Here is a 24,226-nt window from a genome sequence, read left to right as displayed (position 1 = left end):
CCTTGAATCGAATCAGCGCGTTTGTGGCGGTGCGCGAGGGTCAAGCTGTTGGCAATTCCGGGATCACCGCATAAGTCCCGGGTTCAACCGCCCAACCACTGCAACAACCTATTTCTTGAATCTTCTTATAGTAGAAGAAGGGTGCTCCGCTGACCGATCCGACCCCCAACTCGCCGACCTTCAAGCCGCTCCTGGCGACTCTTCGCGGAGAGCGTCAGACCGTACCGCCGCTGTGGCTCATGCGGCAGGCGGGGCGGTATCTCCCCGAATACCGCGAACTGCGCGCCGAGAAGGGCGGGTTCCTCGCGCTCGCGACCGATCCCGACGCCGCAGCCGAGGTGACGCTCCAGCCGATCCGCCGGTTCGGGTTCGACGGCTCGATCCTGTTCTCGGACATCCTGATGATCCCGTGGGCGCTGGGACAGGATCTGAGCTTCGGGGTCGGCGAGGGGCCACGTCTCGAGCCGGCGCTGGTAGACCATGCTCTCGATCGGTTGCAGCCGGTGATGGGGCGGCTGGAGCCGGTCTACGGCACCGTCGCGAAGGTCGCCGCTGCCTTGCCTCCCGAGACGACGTTCCTGGGCTTTGCGGGGTCTCCCTGGACGGTCGCGACCTATATGGTGGCGGGCAAGGGCTCGAAGGATCAGTCCGAGACGCGGCGTTTCGCGTATCGCGACCCCGATGCGTTCGGTGCGATCATCAATGCGATCGCCGACAACACCGTCGAGTATCTCGTGCGGCAGGTCGAGGCGGGTGTCGATGTGGTGCAACTGTTCGACAGCTGGTCGGGGTCGCTATCGCCCGCGCAGTTCGAGCGCTGGGTGATCGCGCCGACCGCGTCGATCGTCGAGCGCCTCCACGCGCGTTGCCCCGGCGTGCCGATCATCGGCTTTCCGAAGGGGGCAGGGGGCAAGCTCCCGGCCTATGCGCGCGAGACGGGTGTCGATGCGATCGGGCTGGACGAGACCGTCGATCCGGTCTGGGCGCACGCATCGTTGCCCGCCGACATGCCGGTGCAGGGCAATCTCGATCCGTTGGCGTTGATCGCGGGCGGGGCGGATCTCGATGCGGCGATCGACCGGATCCTCGCGGCGTTCGTCGAGCGTCCGCACGTCTTCAACCTCGGCCATGGCATCCTTCCCGACACGCCCATCGCGCATGTCGAGCAGCTGATCGCCCGCGTAAGGAGCACGACATGAGCGGAGTTCTGGGCGCTGCGTACGACTGGGTGAAGGCGGCGCATCTGATCTTCGTGATCTTCTGGATGGCGGGGCTGTTCATGCTACCGCGCTACCTCGTGTATCATCAGGAGGCGCTGGCGGCCGGTAACACGACCGAGGCGGCGAACTGGGTCGAGCGCGAGAGCAAGATCCGCCACATCATCCTGACGCCGGCGATGATCGTCGTTTGGGCGCTGGGGATCGCGCTGGCGCTGAACCTGGGGCTGGCGGACGGCGCGCCGGGGTTGGGGTGGCTGCACCTGAAGCTGCTGATCGTATTTCTGCTGACGGGATATCACGGCTGGGCGGTCGGCTATGCGAAGAAGCTCGCCGCGGGGAAGCCGACGCTGGCGGGGAAGCAGTTGCGGATGCTGAACGAGGTGCCTGCGCTGGCGGTGACGCTGATCGTCGTGCTTGTGATCGTTAAGCCGTTCTGACTTCCTGATCCTCCCCCGCCAGGGGGAGGTGTCGCCGGAGGTGACGGAGGGGGAGGAACGCGCAACAACCGTTGTCCTTTCCTCCCCCTCCGTCTGGCAAGTGCCAGCCACCTCCCCCTGGCGGGGGAGGATTGAAGGGGCCGCTTGACTAACCCGCCCCCCAATTCTAACCCCCTCTCCCAACACGGCCTCCTGGCGTCCTGCCCGGTCGTGGGTTCCAGCAGACTCGTCTCGCCCAGTTCCGCTTCCCAAGCGCACCGCCGAACGAGCGTTCTCCCGTTGATTGCTATCCGGAAATCCCCATGCATCTCAAAGACCTGAAGAAAAAGAAACCCGCCGAGCTGGTCCAGCTGGCCGAGGAACTGGGGGTCGAGAGCGCCTCGACGCTGCGCAAGCAGGACCTGCTGTTCGCGATCCTGAAGGTTCAGGCGGACAATGGCGACCAGATCATGGGGCTCGGCACGATCGAAGTGCTGCCCGACGGCTTCGGCTTCCTGCGCTCGCCGGAATCGAACTATCTGGCGGGGCCGGACGACATCTATATTTCGCCGAACCAGGTGCGGAAGTTCGGCCTGCGCACCGGTGACACGGTCGAGGGCGAAATCCGCGGGCCGAAGGATGGCGAACGCTATTTCTCGCTGGTGAAGCTGACCGCGGTCAATTTCGACGATCCCGACGTCGTCCGCCACCGCGTCAATTTCGACAACCTCACACCGCTCTATCCCGAGAGCAAGCTGACGCTCGATCCCGCCGACCCGACCGTCAAGGACAAGTCGGCGCGCGTGATCGACATCGTCTCGCCGCAGGGCAAGGGCCAGCGCACGCTGATCGTCGCCCCGCCGCGCGTCGGCAAGACGGTCATGTTGCAGAACATGGCCAAGGCGATCACCGACAACCACCCCGAGGTGTTCCTGATCGTCCTGCTGATCGACGAGCGCCCCGAGGAAGTCACCGACATGCAGCGCAGCGTGAAGGGCGAGGTGGTCAGTTCGACCTTCGACGAACCCGCGCAGCGCCACGTGCAAGTCGCTGAAATGGTGATCGAAAAGGCCAAGCGCCTGGTCGAGCACAAGAAGGACGTGGTGATCCTGCTCGACTCGATCACGCGTCTGGGTCGTGCCTACAACACCGTCGTGCCGTCGTCGGGCAAGGTCCTGACCGGTGGTGTCGATGCGAACGCGCTGCAGCGTCCGAAGCGCTTCTTCGGTGCCGCACGCAACATCGAGGAGGGCGGTTCGCTCTCGATCATCGCGACCGCGCTGATCGATACGGGCAGCCGCATGGACGAGGTGATCTTCGAGGAGTTCAAGGGCACCGGCAACTCGGAAATCGTGCTCGACCGCAAGGTCGCGGACAAGCGCATCTTCCCGGCGCTCGACGTCGGCAAGTCGGGCACCCGCAAGGAAGAGCTGCTGGTCGACAAGGCCAAGCTCAGCAAGATGTGGGTCCTGCGCCGTATCCTGATGCAGATGGGCACGATCGACGCGATGGAGTTCCTGCTCGACAAGATGAAGGATTCGAAGACCAACGAGAATTTCTTCGATTCCATGAATCAATAACCGAGTGCGGCCTGCGCCAAGCTGGCGCAGGACTCGCACCGGTTCGGCCGGCGGGGCGTAAGCTCCGACCGACGACATGGGCTTTGCCCATGTCCGCCAAGAACACCCAAGACGGCACGCGAGAGCATGGCTTTCGCGTGCCGCTTTGCTATTAATCACTATGAAAACCGCCACTCCGCCCGCGGCGTGGCCACGTCACCGGGAGCTGACATCTTGAGTATCATCGCCATGCTGGCCGCCGCCGCATCGAGCACCGTGGGCCCCGGCTCGCCGCTGGAAATCTGGCAGCATATCGTCGCCGACTTCTCCAACCTGGGCGACCCGAAGGCGCTCGCCGCGTTCGGATCGGTCCTGATGATCGACCTCGTCCTAGCGGGCGACAACGCGATCGTCGTCGGCGCACTCGCCGCTGGCCTTCCCGCCGACCAGCGCAAGAAGGTCATCCTGATCGGTATCGGCGCGGCACTCGTCCTGCGCATCTTCTTCGCGTTGATCGTGACGTGGCTGATGGGGATCGTCGGGCTCATCTTCGCAGGCGGCCTGCTGCTGCTCTGGGTAAGCTGGAAGTTCTGGCGCGAAATCCGCGAGGGCGCGGAGAACGCCGGGTCCGAGGAGATCGAGGGCGACGAGCGATCGGGTATCCGTTCCTCTAAGGGCTTTGCAAGCGCGGCCTGGGCGGTCGCCGTCGCCGATGTGTCGATGAGCCTCGACAACGTCCTGGCGGTAGCGGGCGCGGCGCGCGAGCATCCCGGCATCCTCGTTATCGGCCTGCTGCTGTCGGTTGCGATGATGGGCCTCGCCGCGAACTACATCGCGCGCGTCATCAATAAGTATCGCTGGATCGCGTATATCGGCCTCGCGGTGATCCTCGTGGTCGCGCTGAAGATGATCTACGAAGGCTGGGTCGGCACCGGCGAGACGCTCGGGATCATCTCGCTGCTGCGTTGATCGCGGGGGCAGTTGGGATAAGGAAAAGGCCTCGCCGGGATCGTCCGGCGAGGCCTTTTTCATGTCTGCCGTCAGCACCCCGTCACCCGGAACAGGGGCGACGGGGAGGACGTGGTCAGCCAAAATTATCCGCGAAGAACTTCGCCGTCCGCTCGTCCGCCAGCTTGGCCGATGCATCCGAGCGACGCTCGCCGAACTCGGTCGCGAAGCCGTGGTCCTCGCCCGCGTAATCGTAGATCGTCACCTTGGGGTGATCGTCGAGCCCGGCGTGCATCGCCGCCTGTGCGTCCTTGTCGACGAAGTGATCCTCCTCCGGCACGTGCAGCAGCACCTGGTGTGCGATCGCGTGCTTTTCGCCGAGCAGGCCGTCGATCCCGACGCCGTAATAGCCGACGCTCGCATCGACGTCGGTCCGCGCCGCGGTCATGAACGCGAGGCGCCCACCCAGGCAGTAGCCGACCACGCCGACCTTAGCGTCGTCACCGAGTTCGCTACGGACGGCACGGATGCTCGCCTCGATATCGGCGATACCCTTGTCTTGGTCGAATTGGCCCATCAGTTCGAGCGCGCGGTCGAACTCGGGCTTGATGTCCGGATCGAGTTCGATGCCCGGCTCGAGGCGCCAGAACAGGTCGGGGGCGATCGCGAGATAGCCGGCCTCGGCGAGCGTATCGCACTTGCGGCGGATCCCGGCGTTCACGCCGAAAATCTCCTGGATCACGACGATCGCCGCCTTTGGCGTGCCTGCCGGGGTCGCGCGATACGCGGTGAATTCGCCATCGCCCGCGAGCGTAGCGATCTTGGTAGTGTTCGTCATAACAGTCCTCCTGGCGGCCGCTCGTGGTCGAGCAGCCGGGATTTGGTGATCGGGCCTTCCCCCGCGGAGTACGCACCAAGCGCTCCGCCGGCTCCAAGGATTCGGTGGCAGGGGACGATGATCGGAAAAGGATTGCGCGCACACGCCTGGCCGATCGCGCGCGGGCTGGAGCCGATCGCCTTGGCGAGCGCGCCGTAGCTTGCCGTGGTGCCGTAGGCGATGTCGACGATCGCTTGGCGAAGGTCGGCACCGCGTGGGGTAGGGGAGAGCGCGAGTGGCAGGTCGAACTCGGTCAGCCGTCCGGCGAAATACGCGTCGAGCTGGCGCAGTGCTTCCAGGATCGCGGGGGCATCGCTGGTCGAACCATCCTCCACGCCGATATCGATCGCGTCGATCCGGTCCCCGGTGCCGGTCACGCGGACCAGACCGATAGGCGTTGCGATCGAGGCGGCATCGCGCGCATACATTACCCAGCTATGCAGCGCCGCGATGGACCGCTCAAGCGTCATCAAGGGTGCGTCACATGAAGATGAATATCGAGATCGAATGCACGCCGGAGGAGGCGCGCCGCGCGGTCGGGCTGCCCGACCTGACGCCGATCCACGACCGCTATATCGCGATGATGATGGAGGCGATTCCGGACGGCCAAATGAAGCCCGAGATGCTCGAGTCGATGATGCGCGGCTGGCAGCCGATGGGCGAGGCGGGAATGGCGATGTGGAAGCGCATGTTCGACAGCGCGACGAAAAGCGGCTGAGTTTCCCGTGAAGACGATTTTCGCGGTATCGAGCGGACGACCGCCAGCGGCGATTGCCGTCGTTCGGGTGAGCGGGCCTCAGGCGTTTGCTGCGGCCGAGGCGCTGGCGGGACCATTGCCGGTGCCGCGCCATGCCAGCCTCCGGGGACTGCGGGACAGCTATGGGGCGCTTCTCGATCGCGCGCTGGTGATCGCGTTTCCGGGACCCGCGACGGCGACTGGCGAAGACCTGGTCGAGTTTCATTGCCACGGTGGTCGGGCGGTGATTGCGGCGGTCGAGCGTGCGTTGTCGGGGATGCCCGGCCTTCGTCATGCCGAGTCGGGCGAGTTCACGCGTCGCGCGCTGACCAACGGCCGCATCGACCTGACCGAAGCCGAAGGGCTCGCCGACCTTCTCGAAGCCGAGACCGAGAGCCAGCGCGTCGCTGCGATGACCGCGGCGGAAGGTCGCGTCAGCCAAGCCGTCCGCGGCTGGATGGACTCGGTCGCGATGCTGTCTGCGCGGATCGAGGCGATGCTCGACTTCGCCGACGAGGACGACGTCGCGAGCGATACCGCGGCGTTCGATGCGATCGTCTCGGAGATCGCTGCGCTCGCGGCGCAGATCGAGGCGGTGGTCGACGCCCCTCTGGTCGAGCGGCTGAAGGATGGACTACGAGTCGTCATTGGTGGCCCACCCAACAGCGGCAAGTCGACGCTGCTCAACCTGCTCGGCGAGCGCGATGCGGCGATCGTCTCGCCGATCTCGGGAACGACGCGCGACCGGATCGACGTTCCGGTGACGCGGAACGGTATCGCCTATGTGCTGACCGACACTGCGGGTTTGATCGACACGCTGGACCCGATCGAAGCGATCGGTGTCACGCGCGCGGAAGGTGCGCTCGCCGCAGCGGACATCGTGATGTGGCTGGCCGATACCGCGCCGCCCCGCGCCGATGCGATCTGGATTCATGCGCGCGCCGATCTGCCGGGGCGGGGGGAACTGCCCGCTGACCGGACATTGGCGGTCTCGCAGAACGACCGGGAATCGCTCGATGCCCTTTGGGGTGAACTGCATCGGCGAGCGATTGCGATGCTGCCGCGTGGCGATGAGATCGCATTGAAGCAGTACCAGCGTCGGCAGTGCGCTACGGCGGTTGAGGCTCTTCGGTATCGAAGCTCGGACGCGCTTATCGTTGCGGAACAGCTTCGACAGGCTCGCGCGATGCTCGCCGGCGTCCTCGGCCTCGATGCCACCGGGGAGATGCTCGACGCGCTGTTCGGACGTTTCTGCATCGGGAAGTGATGTTCCACGTGGAACATCTTTGACGCGTCGGTCGCGGCGTTCTACGGCCGTGACATGTTCGATGTAGTGGTGGTTGGCGGTGGCCATGCCGGAACCGAAGCCGCAGCCGCAGCGGCGCGGAGGGGCGCGCGTACTGCGCTCGTGTCGTTCGACGCTGCGCATATTGGCGCGATGTCGTGTAATCCGGCGATCGGTGGGCTCGGTAAGGGACACATGGTTCGCGAGGTTGACGCGTTCGACGGGCTGATCGGGCGCGCGGCCGATGCTGCCGCGATCCACTATCGGATGCTCAATCGGAGCAAGGGTTCGGCGGTGCAGGGACCTCGGATCCAAGCCGATCGCCGCCTCTATTCCGGTGCGATCCAGGCGATGCTTGCGGCCACGGCAGGGCTGTCGATCGTCGAAGGCGAGGCGACGGCGTTGCATTTTGACGGCGATCGCGTGGCGGGTGTTGTGCTGGCGGATGGCGCGATCGTGGCGGCACGAGCGGTCGTACTGGCGACCGGCACGTTTCTGGGCGGACGTATCTTCCGGGGTGACGATCGCGAGGAAGGGGGCCGTATCGGCGAGCGCGCCGCCAAGCCACTCGCTGATCAGCTGCGCGCACGGAACCTGCCGATGGCGCGGCTGAAGACGGGGACGCCACCGCGGCTTGATGGTCGGACGATCGAATGGGGCGCACTCGCAGAACAGCCATCGGACCTCGATCCCTGGACGATGTCGCCAATGACCCGCGCGCGTCCGCTCCCGCAGATCGCGTGTGCCATCACGCGTACGACCGACCGGACGCACGCCATCATCCGTGAGGCATTCCATCGGTCGCCGCTGTTTACCGGTGCGATCGAGGCGGCGGGGCCGCGTTACTGCCCGTCTATCGAGGACAAGGTGCACCGGTTCGGCGACCGGGACGGGCACCAGGTTTTTCTCGAACCCGAGGGGCTCGATGACGCGACGGTCTATCCGAACGGGCTGTCGACGTCGCTGCCGGTCGAGGTCCAGGCGGCGATGCTGGCTAGCATTCCTGGGCTCGAGCGCGTCAAGATGACGATGCCGGGCTATGCGGTGGAGTATGATTATATCGACCCGCGGGCGCTTGATACGCGGCTTGCGCTGGGAGCGATCGAGGGGGTGTTCTGCGCGGGGCAGATCAACGGCACGACCGGGTATGAGGAAGCGGCGGGGCAGGGGCTCGTCGCTGGGCTCAATGCAGCTGCGTATGCGTGCGATCTGGCGCCGGTGATCCTGGATCGTGCGTCGAGCTATCTCGGGGTGATGATCGACGACCTCACGCTGCAAGGGGTGACCGAGCCTTATCGGATGCTCACGGCGCGGGCGGAGTTCCGGTTGTCGTTGCGCGCGGACAATGCGGAGACGCGGCTGGGTAGGATTGCGGAGGCGGCTGGGTGTCTTGGACCCGAGCGGTTGGCGCATCAGCATGCGCTGGCCCGGGATCGCGCCCGTTTCCGCGCGGCGCTCCACGAGGAGCGGACTGCGACCCATGTGGCCGATCAGGGCGTGGCGATTGGTCGAGATGGTGCGCGGCGGACTGCGTTCGACTGGCTCCGGTTCGAGGGCGTGACGCTCTCGCATGTCGCGCCGGATGCGGCCGCAGAGATCCCGGCGGCAGTCGTTGACGAAGTGTTAGAGGACGCGCGCTACGCCCCGTATATCGAGCGGCAGGCGCAGGAGGTTGCGCGGTTGCGGGCGGACGAGGCGATCCGGTTGCCGGAGGATCTTGCCTATGACCGCGTACCGGGCCTGTCGAACGAGATGATCGATCGCCTGAGTGCGGCTCGGCCGACGTCGCTGGCGGCGGCGGCGCGGGTGCGGGGGATCACCCCGGCGGCGTTGTCCGCGGTATTATTGCATACAAAACGAGTACCAGCATGACCGAAGACGACGCACAGAGCTGGACCACCGAGCGGTTCGGGGCGGCAACGACCGAGCGCTTGAACGCGTTCGTCGCGATGGTCGTCGAGGAAGCGCCGCACCAGAATCTGATTGCGCCGTCAACGATCCCAACGATCTGGGATCGGCACGTGGTGGATTCGCTTCAGTTGGTTGCGCTTGCGGGGGCGGATACGTCGTCGAAGCGCTGGCTCGATATCGGTACCGGCGGGGGGTTTCCCGGTATGGTCGTTGCATTGGTTCGCGAGGGGCCGGTCAATCTGGTCGAGCCTCGGCGTCGTCGTGCGGACTTTCTCCAGCTCTGTGTCGCGCGTCTAGGCCTTGGCGACCAAGTCCGCGTTCACGCGTCGAAAGTCGAAAATGCGACCGCGGATGCGTCGATCATTTCCGCTCGTGCGGTCGCGTCGTTGCAAAACCTTTTGCGTGGCGCGGCGCACTGCGCCACAACGGAGACGCGGTGGTTGCTTCCTCGGGGGCGTTTCGACGAGGAGGAGCTGGCCGCGCTCAAGCAGCATTGGCGGTTTATGTTCCACGTGGAACAAAGCGTCACGAACCCGGAGTCGTCGATCGTGGTTCTGGATCGGGTAAGCGCGCGATGATCACCATCGCGGTCGCCAATCAAAAGGGTGGGGTGGGCAAGACCACCAGCGCCATCAACCTCGCGACTGCGCTGGCCGCGACAGGCATGCGCGTGCTGTTGGTCGATCTCGATCCGCAGGGCAACGCGTCGACCGGGCTCGGAATCGGCCATTCGCAACGCGAGCGGTCGAGCTACGACGTGCTGGTCGGGGAGACGTCGATCGAGGAAGCGGTGGTGCACACGCGCGTACCACGGCTCGATATCGTGCCAGCGACGGTCGACCTGTCGGGGGCGGAGATCGAGCTGGTCGACTTCGACGCGCGCACGCACCGGCTCGATCGCGCGGTGAAGGCGGCGCAGGGGCCGTGGGACATCGCGCTGATCGATTGCCCGCCTTCGCTCGGGCTGCTGACGATCAATGCGATGGTCGCGGCGGACTCGCTGCTGGTGCCGCTGCAATGCGAGTTTTTCGCGCTTGAGGGGTTGTCGCAGTTGTTGAGTACGGTCGAGCGCATCCGCCAGCGCTTCAATCCGGGTCTGTCGATCCTGGGGGTGGCGCTGACGATGTTCGATCGCCGGAACCGGTTGACCGACCAGGTCTCGGCGGACGTTCGCGCGGTGCTGGGCAAGGTCGTGTTCGAGACGGTGATCCCGCGCAACGTGCGGCTGTCCGAGGCGCCAAGCCACGGGTTGCCCGCGTTGATCTACGATCACCGGTGTTCGGGGTCACAGGCGTATATCGCACTCGCGCGTGAACTGATCGGCCGGCTTCCGGCAACTGCGCAGGTTGCGGCATGAGCGACGGTAACAAACGTGGTCGCCCGGGGTTGGGCAGGGGTCTCAACGCGTTGCTCGGCGAGATGGCGCGCGAGACGCCGGTATCGGCCGATGGTGCGGCGCAGCAATCGTCGGGTGTGCGGATGCTGCCGGTCAGCTCGCTGTCGCCGCATCCCGATCAGCCGCGGCGTCATTTCGACGAGGCTATGCTCGACGAGCTGGCCGCGTCGATCGCGTCGCGGGGGCTGATCCAGCCGATCGTGGTGCGGCCGCACGGGCATGACTATCAGATCGTCGCGGGTGAGCGGCGCTGGCGGGCGGCGCAGCGCGCGCGGCTGCACGAGGTGCCGGTGGTCGTTCGCGACTTCGACGATGCCGAAACGCTCGAGATCGCGCTGATCGAGAACATCCAGCGCGAGGATCTCAACGCGATCGAAGAAGCTCAAGCGTATCAACGGCTGGCGGGCGAGTATGGGCATACGCAGGAGGTACTCGCGAAGATCGTCCACAAGTCGCGCAGCCATGTCGCGAACCTGCTGCGGCTGCTGGAGTTGCCGGCGCAGGTGCAGTCGCAGGTGGTCGATGGGTCGCTGTCGATGGGGCATGCTCGGGCTTTGCTAGGGTCGCCGGACGTGGAGTCGCTGGCGGACCAGGTCGTGTCGCGGGGGCTGTCGGTGCGCGAGACCGAGAAGCTGGCGCGCGATGCGAAGCCTGGGCGGAGCCGTGGCAGTGGTGGGTCGTCCGAGCCTCGGGTACCGGATGCGGATATCGCTGCGTTGGAGCGGCAGTTGGCGGATTTGCTCGGGTTGCAGGTGAAGGTGGCGCATACCGAGACTGGGGGGACGTTGACGTTGAATTACTCGACGTTGGATCAGCTCGATATGGTTTGTCAGCGGTTGACGGGCGGGGCGATCTAATCACGCGCTCCGTTCGTGCTGAGCGAAGTCGAAGCACCTGTGCACTGGACCATCCTTCGACTTCGCTCAGCACGAACGGGGGATAGTGGAGGTGGAGGGTGGAGGGAGGACTACAATCTCCGTCATCCCGGCGGAAGCCGGGACCCACGGTTGCGGTCCGCTTCGTTAGCGATCGCACCCTGTCCATGGGTCCCGGCATGCGCCGGGATGACGGAAGGTGGCGGGCGGGAGGCGGACGCGAATGCGAATGCGAATGCGAATGCGGTTGCAGATGCGTTAGTTTCGCCGTGCGATCGCTTGGGATAGCGCCACCACCGCTGCCTCCGCCACCACCCCGCCAGCGTTCCCCGATGCCATGATCGCCCGCTCGGCGGTCCGGACGCGCTGGATCGCAGTGGCGAGCATTACCGGCGACCAGCGGCGCAACGACCTAGCCGTGCTGGCCTCTTCCTTGAAGAACACCCGGTGGCGTTTCATCACGGCGTCGACCGCCTCGCCGCGGTCGATTTCGCCGCGCATGTCGGCGAGCGCGATCAGGCGGCGGACGAGTTGGCGGAGCCAAGGGATCGGCGAGGTGCCGGCTTCTTCGAGCACGGCGAGTTCGGCACCGAGATCGTCGACCCGGCCTTCGATCACCGCATCGATCGCGCGGCCCATTTCCGCATCGCCGAGGTCTGCGCCGACGGCATCGAGCGCGTGGTGATCGAGATCCGCGGGACGATCGGGCGCGGCATCGAGGTACAAAGCGAGCTTCTCGATCTCTCGCGAAATGACGGCGCGGTCGCCTCCCGTTGTATCGACGAGGCGGCGGGCGACGCCGGGGGCGGGGCGGAGGCCGTTCTCGTTGGCGATCGTCGTCGCGAGGCGTTCGGCGTCCTGCGCGGTCGGGGCGTAGCAGGCGAACGCCATCGCGCGCGGGGAGTCGATCGCGAGCTTGACGATTTTGGCGGTCGATTTGACGGTCGGGGCGATCGCGACGACCGGGTTGCCGACGCGCTCGGCCGCCAGGAGGTTGGTGAACGCTTCGAGGCTTTCCTCGCCGGCCGAGGCGACGCGGACGAACCGGGCCCCGGCGAACAACGATAGCGACGCGGCTTCGTCGGTCAGCCGGCCCGGATCGCCCTTCAGCGTCGAGCCGTCGAGATCGACGCGTTCGGCATCCGCGCCCATCGCCTTGGCCAGTACGCGGGCGAGGTCGCTTGCGCCGGCCTCGTCGGGGCCGTGGAGCAGGTACAGGCGGATGTCGCCCCCCGGCTTGGCCAGCGCACCGCGGATCTGGCCGGCGCTGGCCTTCACTTGGCGGGCGAGGTGGCCTGCGCCGCGGCGACCGCAGGCGTGTTGCGTGCGTACAGCGCAACGCGCGCGACGATCTGGTCGGCGACGATCTGCGACAGGCGTTCGAGCGCGGTATTCTCGGCGGCGATCGTCGCATATTCGGAGCGGACGACGTCGATGCCGGCGTCGGATCCCGCGGTCGCATCGAGCAGCACCGAATTGTCGCCGATCCGCACGAGTTGATAGCGCGCGCGCAGTGTCCGGCGTTCGCGCGAGACGCTGTCGTCGGTGCGGACGCCGAGGCCGCTGATCGTGTCGTCGAGGCGGATGTCGATCCGGTAGAGCGCGGGTGCGCCGTTCGACGGCAGGCGGTCGCGTAGCGCGGTGGCCATCAGCCAGCCGTTCTTGCCCGCGATCGGCGCGATCTCGACCTGGCCGAGCGCGCCCGCGACCGGGCCACTGCTGCCGCCCGCGTAGAGCGGGTGCAGGCCGCAGCCGGACAGTGCGGGGGCCAGCGCGAGCGCGCCGAGGATCGCTAGGCGCTTCATGCGACGATGTTCACGAGACGGTCGGGCACGACGATCACTTTCCGGGGCGGCTTGCCCTCGAGCAGGCGGACGATCTTCTCGGAGGCGAGCGCGGCGGCTTCGACATCGTCCTTCGGCGCGCCCTTAGGGAAGACGAGCGTGTCGCGCAGCTTGCCGTTGACCTGCACGGCGATGGTCACCTCGTCGTCGACCAGCATCGCCGGATCGACGATCGGCCAGGCGGCGTCGGCGATCAGGCCGTCATTGCCCGCGGTCGCCCAAGCTTCCTCGGCGACATGCGGGACCATCGGGCTGACGAGCAGCAGCAACGTGCGGATCGCCTGTTCGCGGTCTGCGGAGGGCGCGGCCTTCTCGATCGCGCTGCACAAGGAATAGAGCCGCGCGACCGCCTTGTTGAACTGCAGGGCGTTGATATCGCTCTCGATACCGACGGTCGTGCGGTGGCAGAGTTTGCGCAGTGCGATGTCGTCGCCCTCGGCCTTGGCGGCGTCGTCGGACTCGATCAGGCGCCAGAGACGCTGGACGAACCGCCACGCGCCTTCGATGCCGGATTCGCTCCAGGGGAGATCGCGTTCGGGGGGCGAGTCGGAGAGCACGAACCAGCGCACAGCGTCGGCGCCATACTGGTCGACGATCGGCTCGGGATCGACGGTGTTCTTCTTTGACTTCGACATCTTCGTCACGCGGCCGACCGTCACGGGGCCTCCGGTCGCGATCTCGATATACCCTGCATCGGTCTTGCGGACTTCGTCGGGAGACAGCCACTTCGTCTTCACCGGCGCGTCGCTCGAATCGTCGTCGTCGGTGTCGGACTCCGGCTGCGCATCGCCGGTCTCGCCTCGGCTATACGTCTCGTGCGTGACCATGCCTTGCGTGAACAGTCCGGCGAACGGCTCGGCGATGTCGAGCATGCCGATATGCTTCAGCGCGCGCGTCCAGAAGCGGGCGTAGAGAAGGTGCAGGATCGCGTGCTCGACGCCGCCGATATACTGGTTGACCGGCAGCCACTTCTCCGCACCCGACCGGTCGAACGGCTTGGCGTCCGGCTGGCTGGCGAAGCGGATGAAATACCACGACGAGTCGACGAACGTGTCGAGCGTATCGGTCTCGCGGCGCGCGTTCGCACCGCAGGACAGGCAGGGGACGTGCTTCCAGGTCGGGTGTCGATCGAGCGGGTTGCCGGGGACGTCGAACGACACATCCTCTGGTAGGACGATCGGCAGCTGGTCCTTGGGCACCGGCACCGCGCCGCATGCGTCGCAGTGGATGATCGGGATCGGCGTGCCCCAGTAGCGCTGGCGGCTGACACCCCAGTCGCGCAGGCGGAACACGGTCGTGCCCTTGCCCCAGCCTTCGCCCTCGGCGCGCTCGATCACGACGCGCTTGGCATCCTCGATATCCATGCCGTCGAGGAAGTGCGAGTTCACGATCGTGCCGGCGCCGGTCCAGGCGGTGTCGCCGACGAACACGGGGGCCTCGTCATCGCCTTCGCTGACGACGCGCTTGACGGGCAGGTCGTATTTGCGCGCGAAATCGAGATCGCGCTGGTCGTGTGCGGGCACGCCGAACACCGCGCCGGTGCCGTATTCCATCAGCACGAAGTTCGCGATGTAGACGGGGAGGTGCCACGTCTTGTCGAGCGGATGCACTGCGCGGATGCCGGTGTCGAAGCCGAGCTTTTCCTGCGTGTCGAGTTCGGCCGCGGTGGTGCCGCCACGCTTGCAGAGTTCGATGAAGGCCGCGGCGTCGGGGTTCGTTTCGGCGATAGCGCGCGCGATCGGGTGATCGGCGGCGACCGCGACGAAGCTGGAACCGAACATCGTGTCGGGGCGGGTGGTGAAGACCTCGACCGAGCCGATGCCGGTCGCGTTGCCCGCCAGCGCGAACTTGAACTGCAGGCCCTGGCTGCGGCCAATCCAGTTTTCCTGCATCAGCTTGACCTTGTCGGGCCAGTGCTCGAGCGCGCCCAACCCGTCGACCAGCTCGTCGGCGAAGTCGGTGATCTTCAGGAACCACTGCGACAGCTTCCGCCGCTCGACCAACGCGCCCGAGCGCCAGCCGCGACCGTCGATCACCTGCTCGTTGGCGAGCACGGTCATGTCGACCGGGTCCCAGTTTACCGCCGATTCCTTGCGGTACACGAGGCCCGCCGCGAACAGGTCGAGGAACAGCGCCTGCTCATGGCCGTAATATTCGGGCTCGCAGGTGGCCAGCTCGCGCGTCCAGTCGAGCGCGAAGCCGAGCCGCTTCAGCTGCGCCTTCATCGTCGCGATGTTGGCACGCGTCCAATTGCCCGGATGCACGCCCTTTTCCATTGCCGCGTTCTCGGCCGGCATGCCGAACGCGTCCCAGCCCATCGGATGGAGCACTTCCATGCCCTTCATCCGACGGAACCGCGCGAGCACGTCGCCCATCGTGTAGTTCCGGACATGCCCCATGTGGATGCGCCCCGACGGATAGGGGAACATCTCGAGCACGTACGAACGCGGCTTGGTCGACAGGTCGTCCGCGGCGAACGTCTTGCGCTCGTCCCAGACCTTCTGCCACGCCGCGTCCGCCTTCAACGCATTGAAACGCGACGCCATTATATCAGTCCTCAGCCCGCGATCGAGGCGCGGCGCAGGTCGCGGGCCTTGGTCAGGATAATGTCCTCAAGCTTCTGCGTGGTCGCGGCCTGGACCGGCGACGAGACCCACTGGCCATTGCGGTTGACTTCGCGGAGGGCGGCGACACGCAGTGCATCGGCGCGCAGATCCTGGTCGAGGATCGACACGGTGACCTTCATGCGCTCGGTCGGCGTCTGCGGATTGATGTACCAGTCGGTGACGATCACGCCGCCATTGGAGTCGGTCTGGAGCAGCGGCATGAAGCCGAGCGTGTCGAGGCTCGCGCGCCACAGGTAGCTGTTGACGCCGATCGTCGTGATCTTCGACGCGGCGAGATCCGCCTTGGGACGCGCCGATCCGCCGCCGCAAGCGACGAGAGGCAGGGCAAACAGCACGACTGCGATACGCGAGCGGCGGAACATGGGCATCATCCTGGCAAGAAAATCAGCCCTTGCTCTACAGGCGAGCCCGCGCGCCCGCAAGCAGACGCCGGCGTGCGCGACGAGCGTACGCGCGGGGGGCTGGCCCGACTGGGAGAACAACCGATTCGGTAGCGCTATCGCGGCGATCTGTGTGCTGATTGCAACACTGTCCGACAATTCGGCGGCGAAGGGTGGGAATGGGCGGTTCTGCGGCCTTTGCTGTGGATCAATTCATGTTAGATGCGGTTTAACAGGATCCGATTACGGGATTCGAAGGACAGATTCGTTGTGATGACGCGTGGGGGAATAGTTGGGGTGGTTGCCGGGGCGCTTGTCGCCACCGCCGCAATCGTCGCGCCTGCCTTCGGCGCCAGCGAACAGCCCGCCCGGATCGCCAAGCATAACGTCGCCGCGGTTCGCGGTATCGGATCGTTCACGCCGGCCGCTGCCGACCCCCGCCTTGCCGCGATGTTTGCGCGCGGTGGCTTCGACGCCGGCAGCTTCCGCTTTACGCCTGCCGAGACGCGCCAGGACAACCGCGCGGTGACCGTCGCGGTCCGTGCGCAGACCAACCGCGGTGTTGCGAACACGGCCAGCCTCGCTTCGACCACGCCGACCGTCGGTATCGCGCCGATTGCCTACAACCTCGGCATGTCGGTGGGTTGGAAGCGGTTCGCGATTTCGGGTGACGTGAACAAGCTCGATCTCGGCGTAATGCCGGGTGGGCGTGAGGCGGCTGACCTTGCGGTGAGCTACAGCGCCAAGCGGTTCAGCGGGACGGTGAAGGCTGCGGCGGATCGGCCGCTGTCGAGCGCACCGCGCCTCGTCGAGGATGCACCAAGCTATTCGGTCGATCTTGGCGGGTCTTACGCTCTGACGCGTAGCCTCGCAGTGACGGCTGGCGTGCGGTACCGGTCGGACCGCGAGCGCTTCGTGAAGGTCGATGACGACCGTCGCGACAGCCAGGCCGTGTATCTGGGCACCGCCTTCCGGTTCTAGACGTCCGACGGAGCGAGGCTCGTCGGAAATCGGGACCGATCGTGGCTAGCTGGATCGGGGTGGTGCGCAACTCTCCCTTCCCGTCATCCTGACGAAAGTCAGGATCCAGAGTAACCGATCGCTGCGTCTCATGGCACTGGATCCTGACTTTCGTCAGGATGACGGCGTACTGTAGGTAGCCACGCATCGATCGCGGCCCAGCCGTGGAAGCCGAACCGCTGGATGCGCCGCCAGCGCGACTCGGTCATCCCGCCCAGCGCGATAACCGGTATCCGGAGTCCCCGTCCGATCCGCATAGCCTGCGCCGAACCAAGGCTGGCCACACCCGGGTGCGATCGGGTCACGTGGATTGGCGACACGAACAGGGCAGATGCTCCGGCGCGCTTTCCTGCCAACGCTTCGCTGCGCGAATGGGCTGGCCAGGTTCTGAGTCCATCAGTACGTGCTCGACCATGCACCCCGTCCGCCGCGACCGTGCACTCTTCAGCCACCACCACGACCAACCTGCGCGCCTTGGCCAAGCGCATAATCCGCTGCAGCAGCGCACGGCGTTCCCGCGCAGACGTAGCGTAATGCCGAAACACCACCCCGGATCCCGGCGGCAACCGCCTGAGCGCGAGCCACAAGGCGTCGCCCATCCGCTCGTCCGTCATCAGCCAGCGCGCGGGAATGGGGTTACGACGGGCCACGCCGCTGCCTATAGCGCGCCGCATGATTGCTGACGACACCACCAAATTGCAGGCCATCCGCACCCGGATCGCCAAGGCCGCCGAGATCGCCGATCGCCGCGTTACCGACGTGACGTTGATCGCGGTCTCCAAGACGCATCCGGTCGAGGCGATCGAGCCGCTGCTCGCCGAGGGCCAGCGCGTGTTCGGTGAGAACCGCGTTCAGGAAGCGTCCGAGAAATGGCCGGCATTGCGCGAGAAATATCCCGACGTCGAACTGCACCTGATCGGCCAGCTCCAGTCGAACAAGGCGGCCGAGGCGGTGGCGTTGTTCGACTGCATCCACGCGGTCGATCGCCCGTCGCTGGTCACCGCGCTAGGCAAGGCGATGGAGGCGAGCGATCGTCGGCCGGACTGCTTCCTCCAGGTCAACATCGGCGACGAGCCGCAAAAGGGCGGCTGCGCAATCGCGGACCTGCCTGCGCTGGTGGAACAGGCGCGCGCCGCCGGTTTGCCGATCGCGGGGCTTATGTGCTTGCCGCCCGCGGATATCGAGCCGGCGCCGTATTTCGCGTTGCTCTCGAAACTCGCGCGCGACCACGGGCTGACCGGGCTCAGCATGGGCATGTCCGACGATTTCGAGACCGCGGTGACGATCGGCGCGACTCATGTCCGGATCGGCAGCGCGTTGTTCGGCGCGCGGGGGACGGGCGCGTGAGCATTTCGGTTCGGTTCGACGCGCTGCTGTTCGACTTCGACGGCGTGCTGATCGACAGCGAAGCCGTCGGCAACCGCCATATCGCCGAATGGCTTACCGCCGCCGGACACCCGACCAGCGCCGAAGATTCGATGGCGAACTTCATGGGGCTCGCCGGGCCGCAGTTCATCGATGCGATCGAGCGCTGGATCGACGGGCCGCTCCCCGAGGAGTTCTACGCCGCGCGCAAAGCCGAGGACGAGCGCGTGATGGCGGCCGGCGTCGACGCGATCGAGGGCGCCGTGGCGTTCGTCCGTTCGCTCCCTGCCGATTTGCCCAAGGCTATCGTCTCGTCGAGCCCGGTCGCGTGGATTGCGCGGCATCTGGAGCATATCGGCTTGCGCGATGCGTTCGGCGACCATCTCTATAGTGGGCGGGAGCATGTGACGAACGGCAAGCCGGCGCCTGATCTGTATCTGTTTGGCGCGCGGCAGTTGGGCGTCGATATTGCGCGGACGGCTATCCTGGAAGATTCGCCGGTGGGTGCGACTGGGGCGGTGGCTTCGGGGGGCTATGTCATTGGTTTGTCGGCGGGGTCGCATTGCAATGCCGAGCATGGTGCGCGGTTGAAGGCGATTGGTGTCGACGCGCTGGCGGAGAGCTTCGAGGACGTGACCCGGTTGATTGGAAGCATTTGATCGAAGCCTGGGGGCTCCTGCCTCCTTGTTCTCCCGCGAAGGCGGGAGCCCAGTCTGGGTCCCCGCCTTCGCGGGAGAACAACCTAGACGACGGCCAAGGGTGCTCCGCTCGACCAGCGTGGAGGCGATGTCCGCTTAGCCCGCCCGCTTCCGCCGCCAGATCGCACTGATCCCCGCGACCAGATCATACGGGATCGCCGCCGCCTCGCGCGTGCGCATCTTGAGCTGGTACCGTCGGCTCCCGCCATGCGGCACGTGGATCGCACTCGCGGGCATGCCGAGCATCGCGAACAGCATCCGGATACGCGGCTGATGATACCCGTCGGTGCAAATCATGCACTGCGCATACTGCCCCGCGCGCGCGAAGGCGGTCGCCGCGACGACGCTTTGCAACGTGTCCACGCTGGCTTCGTCGAGATGGATACGCGACCTGTCCACCGTTTCTGCCAGCACATCCGCCATCACCGATGCTTCCGAAGGCCCATGCGTGCCCTTCGCGCCGGAGCAGAACAGGTCCGCATCGACGTAGCGCGCCGCCGCCGCCGCTGCGAAGGCGATGCGGCGGGCAAGCGTCGGGCTGGGACTGCCATCGGGCCGAACGGCCGCGCCGAACACCACGATCAGGCGCCGTGAGGGAGGAATGTCGGTCAGAACTGATGCCCCGTGCGGTCGCGCTTGGTCGCGAGATACTGCGCGTTGTGGGGGTTCGAGGGGAGGAAATGCGGCACGCGTTCGATCACCGTCACGCCCGCTGCTTCGAGCCCGGCGACCTTGGCGGGGTTGTTGGTCAGCAACCGAATCTCGCGCTGGCCGAGCAGCGTCAGCATCCGCGCCGCCACCCCGAAATCCCGCGCATCGACCGCAAAGCCGAGCCGGGTATTCGCGTCTACCGTGTCGAAGCCCTGATCCTGCAACGCATACGCGCGCAGCTTGTTGACCAGCCCGATCCCGCGACCTTCCTGCCGCAGATACAGCAGGATACCCCAGCCGCCATGCTGGATCGCGTGGATCGCGGCGTGCAACTGCGGCCCGCAATCGCACTTGAGGCTGCCGAGCACGTCGCCCGTCAGGCACTCGCTGTGCAGGCGGACGAGTGGCGGCTGGCCTTTGGGCTGGCCGATCCGCAGCGCGATATGCTCGTCCGCGCTTTCTGGACTGCGGAACGCGACGATCTCCGCATCCTCCGCGCCTTCGACCGGAAGCCGCGCGCGTGCCGCGAGTGTCAGGCGGTTCGCGTCCTCGTGTGCGTCTATATCTGCGGTGGTTATGCCGACTTCGGGCTCGCCGGCGCCGAGGAAGAAGGCGGGCAGGAGTCCGGCGATCCTCGCAAGGCGTAATGCGGCGGCGGCCGCTTCGGGATCGGTTACCGGGAGCGTACGGAACGGACCCTTCAACGGAGTCGCCAGGTCGAACTGCGGATCGGCCAGCGCGGTCGCGGCGGCGAAGTCGATCCAGGGGGCGCGATCGACGAGCACGGGCTCGGTCGGATCCGCGGCCGCGAGCTGGTTCGCGAGCTTCAACGTCGTCGCCCGACCCGACGAGATCAGCACGCCGCCATTCGCCTCGGGATCGAACGCCGCCAACCGCTCTGCATCCGCCGTCTCGACCGCAAGCAGCACCAGCCCGTCGATCGCGATCGGCCAGCCACGTCGTAAAGCGTCCACCGCGCGTGCCGCTGCGCGAGGATTACTCAAAACGCAAACTCGGTCATGATAGGAACGTGGTCGGACGGCTTCAGCCAACTCCGGCAGCGTTCGTAGACGTGATGCGACACCGCGGCTTCGGCGGCGGCACCGGTTGCCCACATATGATCGAGCCTTCGCCCGCGATCCGAGGCTGCCCAATCCTTGGCGCGGTAGCTCCACCAGGTGAACAGGCGGGCGGGGGCGGGGTGGAAATGGCGGCCGAGATCGACCCAGTTGCCGGCCGCCTGCAACTTGCCGAGTGCCTCGACCTCGATCGGGGTGTGGCTGACGACGTCGAGCAACTGCTTGTGGCTCCAGACGTCCGATTCGAGCGGGGCGATGTTGAAGTCGCCGACCAGGATTGTCGGGCCTGGCAGCGTTTCGGACCAGGTCGTCATGCGTTCGATGAAGTCGAGCTTCTGGCCGAACTTGGGGTTCACGTCGCGATCGGGCACGTCGCCGCCGGCGGGGACGTAGACGTTTTCGAGCCGTACGCCGTTCTCCAGCCGGACGCCGATGTGGCGCGCCTCGCTGTTCGCCTGCCAGTCGAAGCGGTCGTCCTCGACGATCGGCACGCGGCTCAGGATCGCGACGCCGTGGTGCATGCGCTGGCCGTGCAGGACGATGTGTTCGTAGCCAAGCGCGCGGAACGCCTCCAGCGGGAAGTCGCCATCGATGACCTTGGTCTCCTGCAGGCACAGGATGTCGGGCTGCTCGTCGCGCAGAAACTGTTCGACGATAGCGATCCGGAAACGGACCGAGTTGATGTTCCAGGAGACGATCTTCACGAGCGCGATGTAGCGTTGCGGGGGGGTGGGGACAAGGAACGCTGCTGAGGGGTGGAAGAAGGGAAGAGCTGAGAAGATCAGAAGGCGCCACGGGCAAAGCCCATGTCGTCGACCGGGCTTTGCCCGTCGGCCGCGCTTGAGCGAGTCAGGCAAATCTTTTTGCCTGCCGCTCTACGCGAAAGACCCTCGCTCCGGGGGCATGGAGCGAGGGCCGACTCAGCGTTCGTCACGCAGGCAAGAAATGGGGAAACCATCCGGGCAACAGGGGGAAAAATCCCGGATGCCCCACATCCGCGAGCCACTCTCTAAGGGCCCGAACCTGTCGCTTGCATGAATGACACGGATTTTATGTTACTTTCTTACACCCGTGCGGCGCGGATCGTTCCAGCGGAAAGTGTTGTCGCTGACCGCTTCGCCGAACTTCTGGTTGGTCAGGCGGATCGTCGTGCGGTTGTTCTGGCTGTCGAGCGCGACCCAGCCCTGCAGCATCAGCCCGCCCGGCGCACTCGCATTGCGCACGAATACCAGCGTGATCCGGCCATATTCCGGGTGCTTCGGATCGTTCGCCTCGACCGACACGATCCGCTGGTCGTAACCGGGCACGAGCTTGGCATAGCGCGTGATGTCGCGGGTCGGATCGAGCAGCACGCCCAGCGGCGAGTTCTTGATCGGCCAGCGCTGCACCTGCTTCACCGAATAATCGATGAAGGTCAGCGCGCCGCCCTCCGCGACGATTAGGATCGGCACGCCCTTTTCGTACTGGAAACGCAGCTTGCCGGGCTTTTTCAGCGTCAGCACGCCGGTCAGCACCTTGCCGTTGCGATCCGCCTGCGAGAAATTCGCGGTCATCGTCTCGACCGATTGCAGGTGCTTCTGCACGGAAGCCAGATCACCGGTCGCCTGCGCGGCGATCGGGGAGGGCACGGCGGCGACGGACAAAGCGGCGATCGTCGCGATCACCGCGGGGCGGGTATTGAACATCGAAATCTCCTCAAGGGGCGACCGTTGCCCGCCCGCGCTTGAACCGCCACTGAATTCGGTGAGCGGCCACCACACAACCGCATCCGTCATCCTGACGAAAGTCAGGACCCAGAATCAAGCAGGGCAGCGGGTGTTACTCGGGGTCCTGACTTTCGTCAGGATGACGGGAGGCGGACGGCGGTCACCGTGTAAAGTCGATTCCCCGGCTACAGCGTAATCGCGCCCTTCAAGCCCAGCACGCCGACGTCGTTCGCATCATGCACGCCGCCGGGGTTGTGGATGAACTGCACGTTCGGCCGCAACTCGAGCCACTTGGTCGGATGCACGCTGTAATAAATCTCCGACGCGTATTCCGCATCCTGCACCGCGGGTTGCGTCGGATCGAGCGTCTGGCCCTTCGCCACGCGCCCGTTAACGTTGGTCCGCGCCACGCCGAAGCCGAGGATGTCGCCCGGCCGCCACGGCACCAGCCCCTTGTAGAACAGCCCCGCGGCGATCTGATTGTCGGTGGTCGAGGTCGCGCGATCGGCCTGCGTCGCGTTTAGGAACACGCTGAGCCCGGTGACCGACTTGCCGTCCTTCGACGTGCCGGTGATCTGTTGCTGGATGTTGAGATACACCCCGTAGCACGCGTTGCGGCGCAGCGGTTCGAGCCCGGTGATCGCGATCGGCCGACGGTTCACATCGTAGAACACGTCGTCGCCGTTCGAGGTATTGACCCAACCGCCGACCTTGTACGCGCCGACTCGACCGTCATCGTCGCCACGTCGCCATTCGGCCTCGACGGGAACCAGTACGCCCGTCGCGCCGTGGAAATGGCCTATCACGAAGTCGTTATCGAGGTTGCGCGGGTTTACCTCGTACGCGGCGGTTTTCAACGCGAGGTGATCGTTGATGTCGTAGCGCAACCGCGCGCCCCATTGGCTGATCGGCCAGTTCTGCCAGTAATCGCCGTTCAGATTGCCCGGCTGCGCGCCGCAAAAGCTGAGGTTCTGGAAATAGCACGAGAAGGACGCGAAATCCTCGCCCGGATTGGTGCGGCCGATCTTCAGTTCGAGCTTCTCGCCGAGCATCTGCTCGTACCAGAATTGCGTCAGTCGGACGGTCTGCCCGCGGCCGTACACCTCCTGAACCTGTTGCAGCACGCCGAGATTGGCGTCCGCACCCAGATCGCGACCACGGCGGTAGGTGACGGTCGCTTGGAACGCACCGCCCCTGAGGCCGACGACCTTGTCGAGATCGAGCAGCACGCCGACGTCGAACTGGCCGGTCTCGCGCAACAGTTTCCGGTCGCCACCGGAGAAATTATACGCGCTTTCCGAGGCATAGCGTGCGCTGAGCCCAATGCCGCGATCCGCCAGGCGTTTGCGGATGTCGAACCAGTCGGCGAACAGGCCGGGCGGCGGGGTCCGCTGCGTATCCGCGGTCAGCGCAGAGGGCGAGAGATCGCTGTCACGGCGAACGCCGGAGCGCGGGCGGTGCTGCGTGTCGGTCGCGCTGCTGCCGGGGGTCTGCTTCGCGGTATCCTGCGCGAAAACCTGACCGGGTAGGGCGAGTGCCACCGCTGCCGCTGCACAGAACCGCCGATACCCCATTACGCCCACCTGTTTTCGTAACTTATATCAACCCCGTATACCGGGTGTCGGCTGATCGA

25 protein-coding genes are annotated in these 24,226 nt (G+C 65.9%); 13 read left to right on the top strand and 12 right to left on the bottom strand.

The features are described 5' to 3' along the window. Nucleotides 1-149 precede the first annotated feature (149 nt). The 4 genes from hemE to IFT67_RS11735 all read left to right on the top strand — a co-directional run bounded on the left by hemE (nucleotide 150) and on the right by IFT67_RS11735 (nucleotide 4,164). Complete coding sequence (gene hemE, locus IFT67_RS11750; RefSeq protein WP_192238685.1) at nucleotides 150-1,199, top strand: uroporphyrinogen decarboxylase; 1,050 nt, start codon at nucleotides 150-152, stop codon at nucleotides 1,197-1,199. Next, nucleotides 1,196-1,657, top strand: a complete 462-nt coding sequence (locus IFT67_RS11745) for a CopD family protein (protein ID WP_192238444.1) — start codon at nucleotides 1,196-1,198, stop codon at nucleotides 1,655-1,657. Before hemE ends, IFT67_RS11745 begins: the two co-directional genes overlap by 4 nt. A 302-nt stretch (nucleotides 1,658-1,959) precedes the next feature. Continuing rightward, nucleotides 1,960-3,216, top strand: coding sequence for a transcription termination factor Rho (rho, locus tag IFT67_RS11740; RefSeq protein WP_031395107.1), 1,257 nt, complete (start codon nucleotides 1,960-1,962; stop codon nucleotides 3,214-3,216). 228 nt (nucleotides 3,217-3,444) lie between these two features. Further along, nucleotides 3,445-4,164 (top strand): TerC family protein, encoded by a 720-nt coding sequence (locus IFT67_RS11735; RefSeq protein ID WP_192238684.1) that lies wholly within the window; start codon nucleotides 3,445-3,447, stop codon nucleotides 4,162-4,164. Nucleotides 4,165-4,279: 115 nt separating this feature from the next. Here IFT67_RS11735 and IFT67_RS11730 read toward each other — a convergent pair whose 3' ends face one another. Together IFT67_RS11730 and IFT67_RS11725 are read right to left on the bottom strand one after the other, a co-directional pair. Continuing rightward, nucleotides 4,280-4,981, bottom strand: a complete 702-nt coding sequence (locus tag IFT67_RS11730; protein ID WP_192238443.1) for a dienelactone hydrolase family protein — start codon at nucleotides 4,979-4,981, stop codon at nucleotides 4,280-4,282. Further along, nucleotides 4,978-5,490 (bottom strand): methylated-DNA--[protein]-cysteine S-methyltransferase, encoded by a 513-nt coding sequence (locus tag IFT67_RS11725; RefSeq protein ID WP_244647338.1) that lies wholly within the window; start codon nucleotides 5,488-5,490, stop codon nucleotides 4,978-4,980. Before IFT67_RS11725 ends, IFT67_RS11730 begins: the two co-directional genes overlap by 4 nt. Nucleotides 5,491-5,504: 14 nt before the next feature. Between IFT67_RS11725 and IFT67_RS11720 the strand changes: the two genes are divergently transcribed. The 6 genes from IFT67_RS11720 to IFT67_RS11695 are packed head-to-tail and all read left to right on the top strand — an operon-like array spanning nucleotide 5,505 to nucleotide 11,205. Beyond that, nucleotides 5,505-5,738 (top strand): DUF6489 family protein, encoded by a 234-nt coding sequence (locus tag IFT67_RS11720; RefSeq protein ID WP_192238442.1) that lies wholly within the window; start codon nucleotides 5,505-5,507, stop codon nucleotides 5,736-5,738. A gap of 7 nt (nucleotides 5,739-5,745) precedes the next feature. Next, nucleotides 5,746-7,023 carry a tRNA uridine-5-carboxymethylaminomethyl(34) synthesis GTPase MnmE gene (mnmE, locus tag IFT67_RS11715; protein WP_192238441.1) on the top strand — a complete coding sequence of 426 codons (1,278 nt, stop codon included), beginning with the start codon at nucleotides 5,746-5,748 and terminating at the stop codon, nucleotides 7,021-7,023. 54 nt (nucleotides 7,024-7,077) lie between these two features. After that, the gene (gene mnmG, locus IFT67_RS11710; RefSeq protein ID WP_192238440.1) at nucleotides 7,078-8,913 is read left to right on the top strand and encodes a tRNA uridine-5-carboxymethylaminomethyl(34) synthesis enzyme MnmG; all 1,836 of its coding nucleotides are present in this window, start codon (nucleotides 7,078-7,080) and stop codon (nucleotides 8,911-8,913) included. A 59-nt stretch (nucleotides 8,914-8,972) separates the two neighbouring features. Beyond that, nucleotides 8,973-9,530: a 16S rRNA (guanine(527)-N(7))-methyltransferase RsmG gene (gene rsmG, locus IFT67_RS11705; RefSeq protein WP_244647337.1), complete on the top strand. Its 558-nt coding sequence runs from the start codon at nucleotides 8,973-8,975 to the stop codon at nucleotides 9,528-9,530. Continuing rightward, complete coding sequence (locus IFT67_RS11700) at nucleotides 9,527-10,309, top strand: ParA family protein (protein WP_056487592.1); 783 nt, start codon at nucleotides 9,527-9,529, stop codon at nucleotides 10,307-10,309. Before rsmG ends, IFT67_RS11700 begins: the two co-directional genes overlap by 4 nt. Next, nucleotides 10,306-11,205: a ParB/RepB/Spo0J family partition protein gene (locus tag IFT67_RS11695; RefSeq protein WP_192238438.1), complete on the top strand. Its 900-nt coding sequence runs from the start codon at nucleotides 10,306-10,308 to the stop codon at nucleotides 11,203-11,205. The genes IFT67_RS11700 and IFT67_RS11695 overlap by 4 nt, the downstream gene beginning before the upstream one ends. Before the next feature lie 276 nt (nucleotides 11,206-11,481). Here IFT67_RS11695 and holA read toward each other — a convergent pair whose 3' ends face one another. From holA to IFT67_RS11675, 4 genes are read right to left on the bottom strand one after another with little or no spacing between them, the layout of a single operon-like run. Next, the gene (holA, locus tag IFT67_RS11690) at nucleotides 11,482-12,501 is read right to left on the bottom strand and encodes a DNA polymerase III subunit delta (protein WP_192238437.1); all 1,020 of its coding nucleotides are present in this window, start codon (nucleotides 12,499-12,501) and stop codon (nucleotides 11,482-11,484) included. Next, a complete protein-coding gene (gene lptE, locus IFT67_RS11685) occupies nucleotides 12,498-13,028 on the bottom strand; it encodes an LPS assembly lipoprotein LptE (RefSeq protein WP_192238436.1) in 531 nt (176 codons plus the stop codon). Before lptE ends, holA begins: the two co-directional genes overlap by 4 nt. Next, the gene (leuS, locus tag IFT67_RS11680) at nucleotides 13,025-15,613 is read right to left on the bottom strand and encodes a leucine--tRNA ligase (protein WP_192238435.1); all 2,589 of its coding nucleotides are present in this window, start codon (nucleotides 15,611-15,613) and stop codon (nucleotides 13,025-13,027) included. The genes lptE and leuS overlap by 4 nt, the downstream gene beginning before the upstream one ends. Nucleotides 15,614-15,624: 11 nt before the next feature. Further along, nucleotides 15,625-16,056 carry a DUF3576 domain-containing protein gene (locus IFT67_RS11675; protein WP_056053843.1) on the bottom strand — a complete coding sequence of 144 codons (432 nt, stop codon included), beginning with the start codon at nucleotides 16,054-16,056 and terminating at the stop codon, nucleotides 15,625-15,627. 291 nt (nucleotides 16,057-16,347) lie between these two features. Between IFT67_RS11675 and IFT67_RS11670 the strand changes: the two genes are divergently transcribed. Further along, complete coding sequence (locus IFT67_RS11670) at nucleotides 16,348-17,055, top strand: hypothetical protein (RefSeq protein ID WP_183037995.1); 708 nt, start codon at nucleotides 16,348-16,350, stop codon at nucleotides 17,053-17,055. A gap of 128 nt (nucleotides 17,056-17,183) precedes the next feature. Here the strand turns inward: IFT67_RS11670 and IFT67_RS11665 are convergent, their stop codons facing one another. Beyond that, nucleotides 17,184-17,744, bottom strand: a complete 561-nt coding sequence (locus IFT67_RS11665) for a thiamine phosphate synthase (protein ID WP_342450608.1) — start codon at nucleotides 17,742-17,744, stop codon at nucleotides 17,184-17,186. A gap of 22 nt (nucleotides 17,745-17,766) precedes the next feature. On the opposite strand from IFT67_RS11665, the gene IFT67_RS11660 reads away from it, so the two are divergent. Together IFT67_RS11660 and IFT67_RS11655 are read left to right on the top strand one after the other, a co-directional pair. After that, entirely contained in the window at nucleotides 17,767-18,441 is a 675-nt protein-coding gene (locus IFT67_RS11660) for a YggS family pyridoxal phosphate-dependent enzyme (protein ID WP_192238434.1), read from the top strand. Next, entirely contained in the window at nucleotides 18,438-19,118 is a 681-nt protein-coding gene (locus IFT67_RS11655; RefSeq protein WP_192238433.1) for an HAD-IA family hydrolase, read from the top strand. Before IFT67_RS11660 ends, IFT67_RS11655 begins: the two co-directional genes overlap by 4 nt. Nucleotides 19,119-19,253: 135 nt before the next feature. Here IFT67_RS11655 and IFT67_RS11650 read toward each other — a convergent pair whose 3' ends face one another. The 5 genes from IFT67_RS11650 to IFT67_RS11630 form a co-directional block, all read right to left on the bottom strand. Then, nucleotides 19,254-19,736, bottom strand: a complete 483-nt coding sequence (locus IFT67_RS11650; RefSeq protein ID WP_192238432.1) for an ElyC/SanA/YdcF family protein — start codon at nucleotides 19,734-19,736, stop codon at nucleotides 19,254-19,256. A gap of 29 nt (nucleotides 19,737-19,765) precedes the next feature. Next, entirely contained in the window at nucleotides 19,766-20,812 is a 1,047-nt protein-coding gene (ribA, locus tag IFT67_RS11645; RefSeq protein WP_192238431.1) for a GTP cyclohydrolase II, read from the bottom strand. Next, nucleotides 20,809-21,591 carry an exodeoxyribonuclease III gene (locus IFT67_RS11640; RefSeq protein ID WP_192238430.1) on the bottom strand — a complete coding sequence of 261 codons (783 nt, stop codon included), beginning with the start codon at nucleotides 21,589-21,591 and terminating at the stop codon, nucleotides 20,809-20,811. The genes ribA and IFT67_RS11640 overlap by 4 nt, the downstream gene beginning before the upstream one ends. 351 nt (nucleotides 21,592-21,942) lie before the next feature. After that, nucleotides 21,943-22,572: a LolA family protein gene (locus IFT67_RS11635; protein WP_192238429.1), complete on the bottom strand. Its 630-nt coding sequence runs from the start codon at nucleotides 22,570-22,572 to the stop codon at nucleotides 21,943-21,945. A 206-nt stretch (nucleotides 22,573-22,778) separates the two neighbouring features. Beyond that, the gene (locus tag IFT67_RS11630) at nucleotides 22,779-24,167 is read right to left on the bottom strand and encodes a carbohydrate porin (RefSeq protein ID WP_192238428.1); all 1,389 of its coding nucleotides are present in this window, start codon (nucleotides 24,165-24,167) and stop codon (nucleotides 22,779-22,781) included. Between the last annotated feature and the right edge of the window lie 59 nt (nucleotides 24,168-24,226).

Source organism: Sphingomonas sp. CFBP 13728, from assembly GCF_014841895.1.
Lineage (GTDB): Bacteria > Pseudomonadota > Alphaproteobacteria > Sphingomonadales > Sphingomonadaceae > Sphingomonas.
Note: the sequence above shows the minus strand (reverse complement) of the source record. Positions and strands in the feature narration are given on the sequence as shown.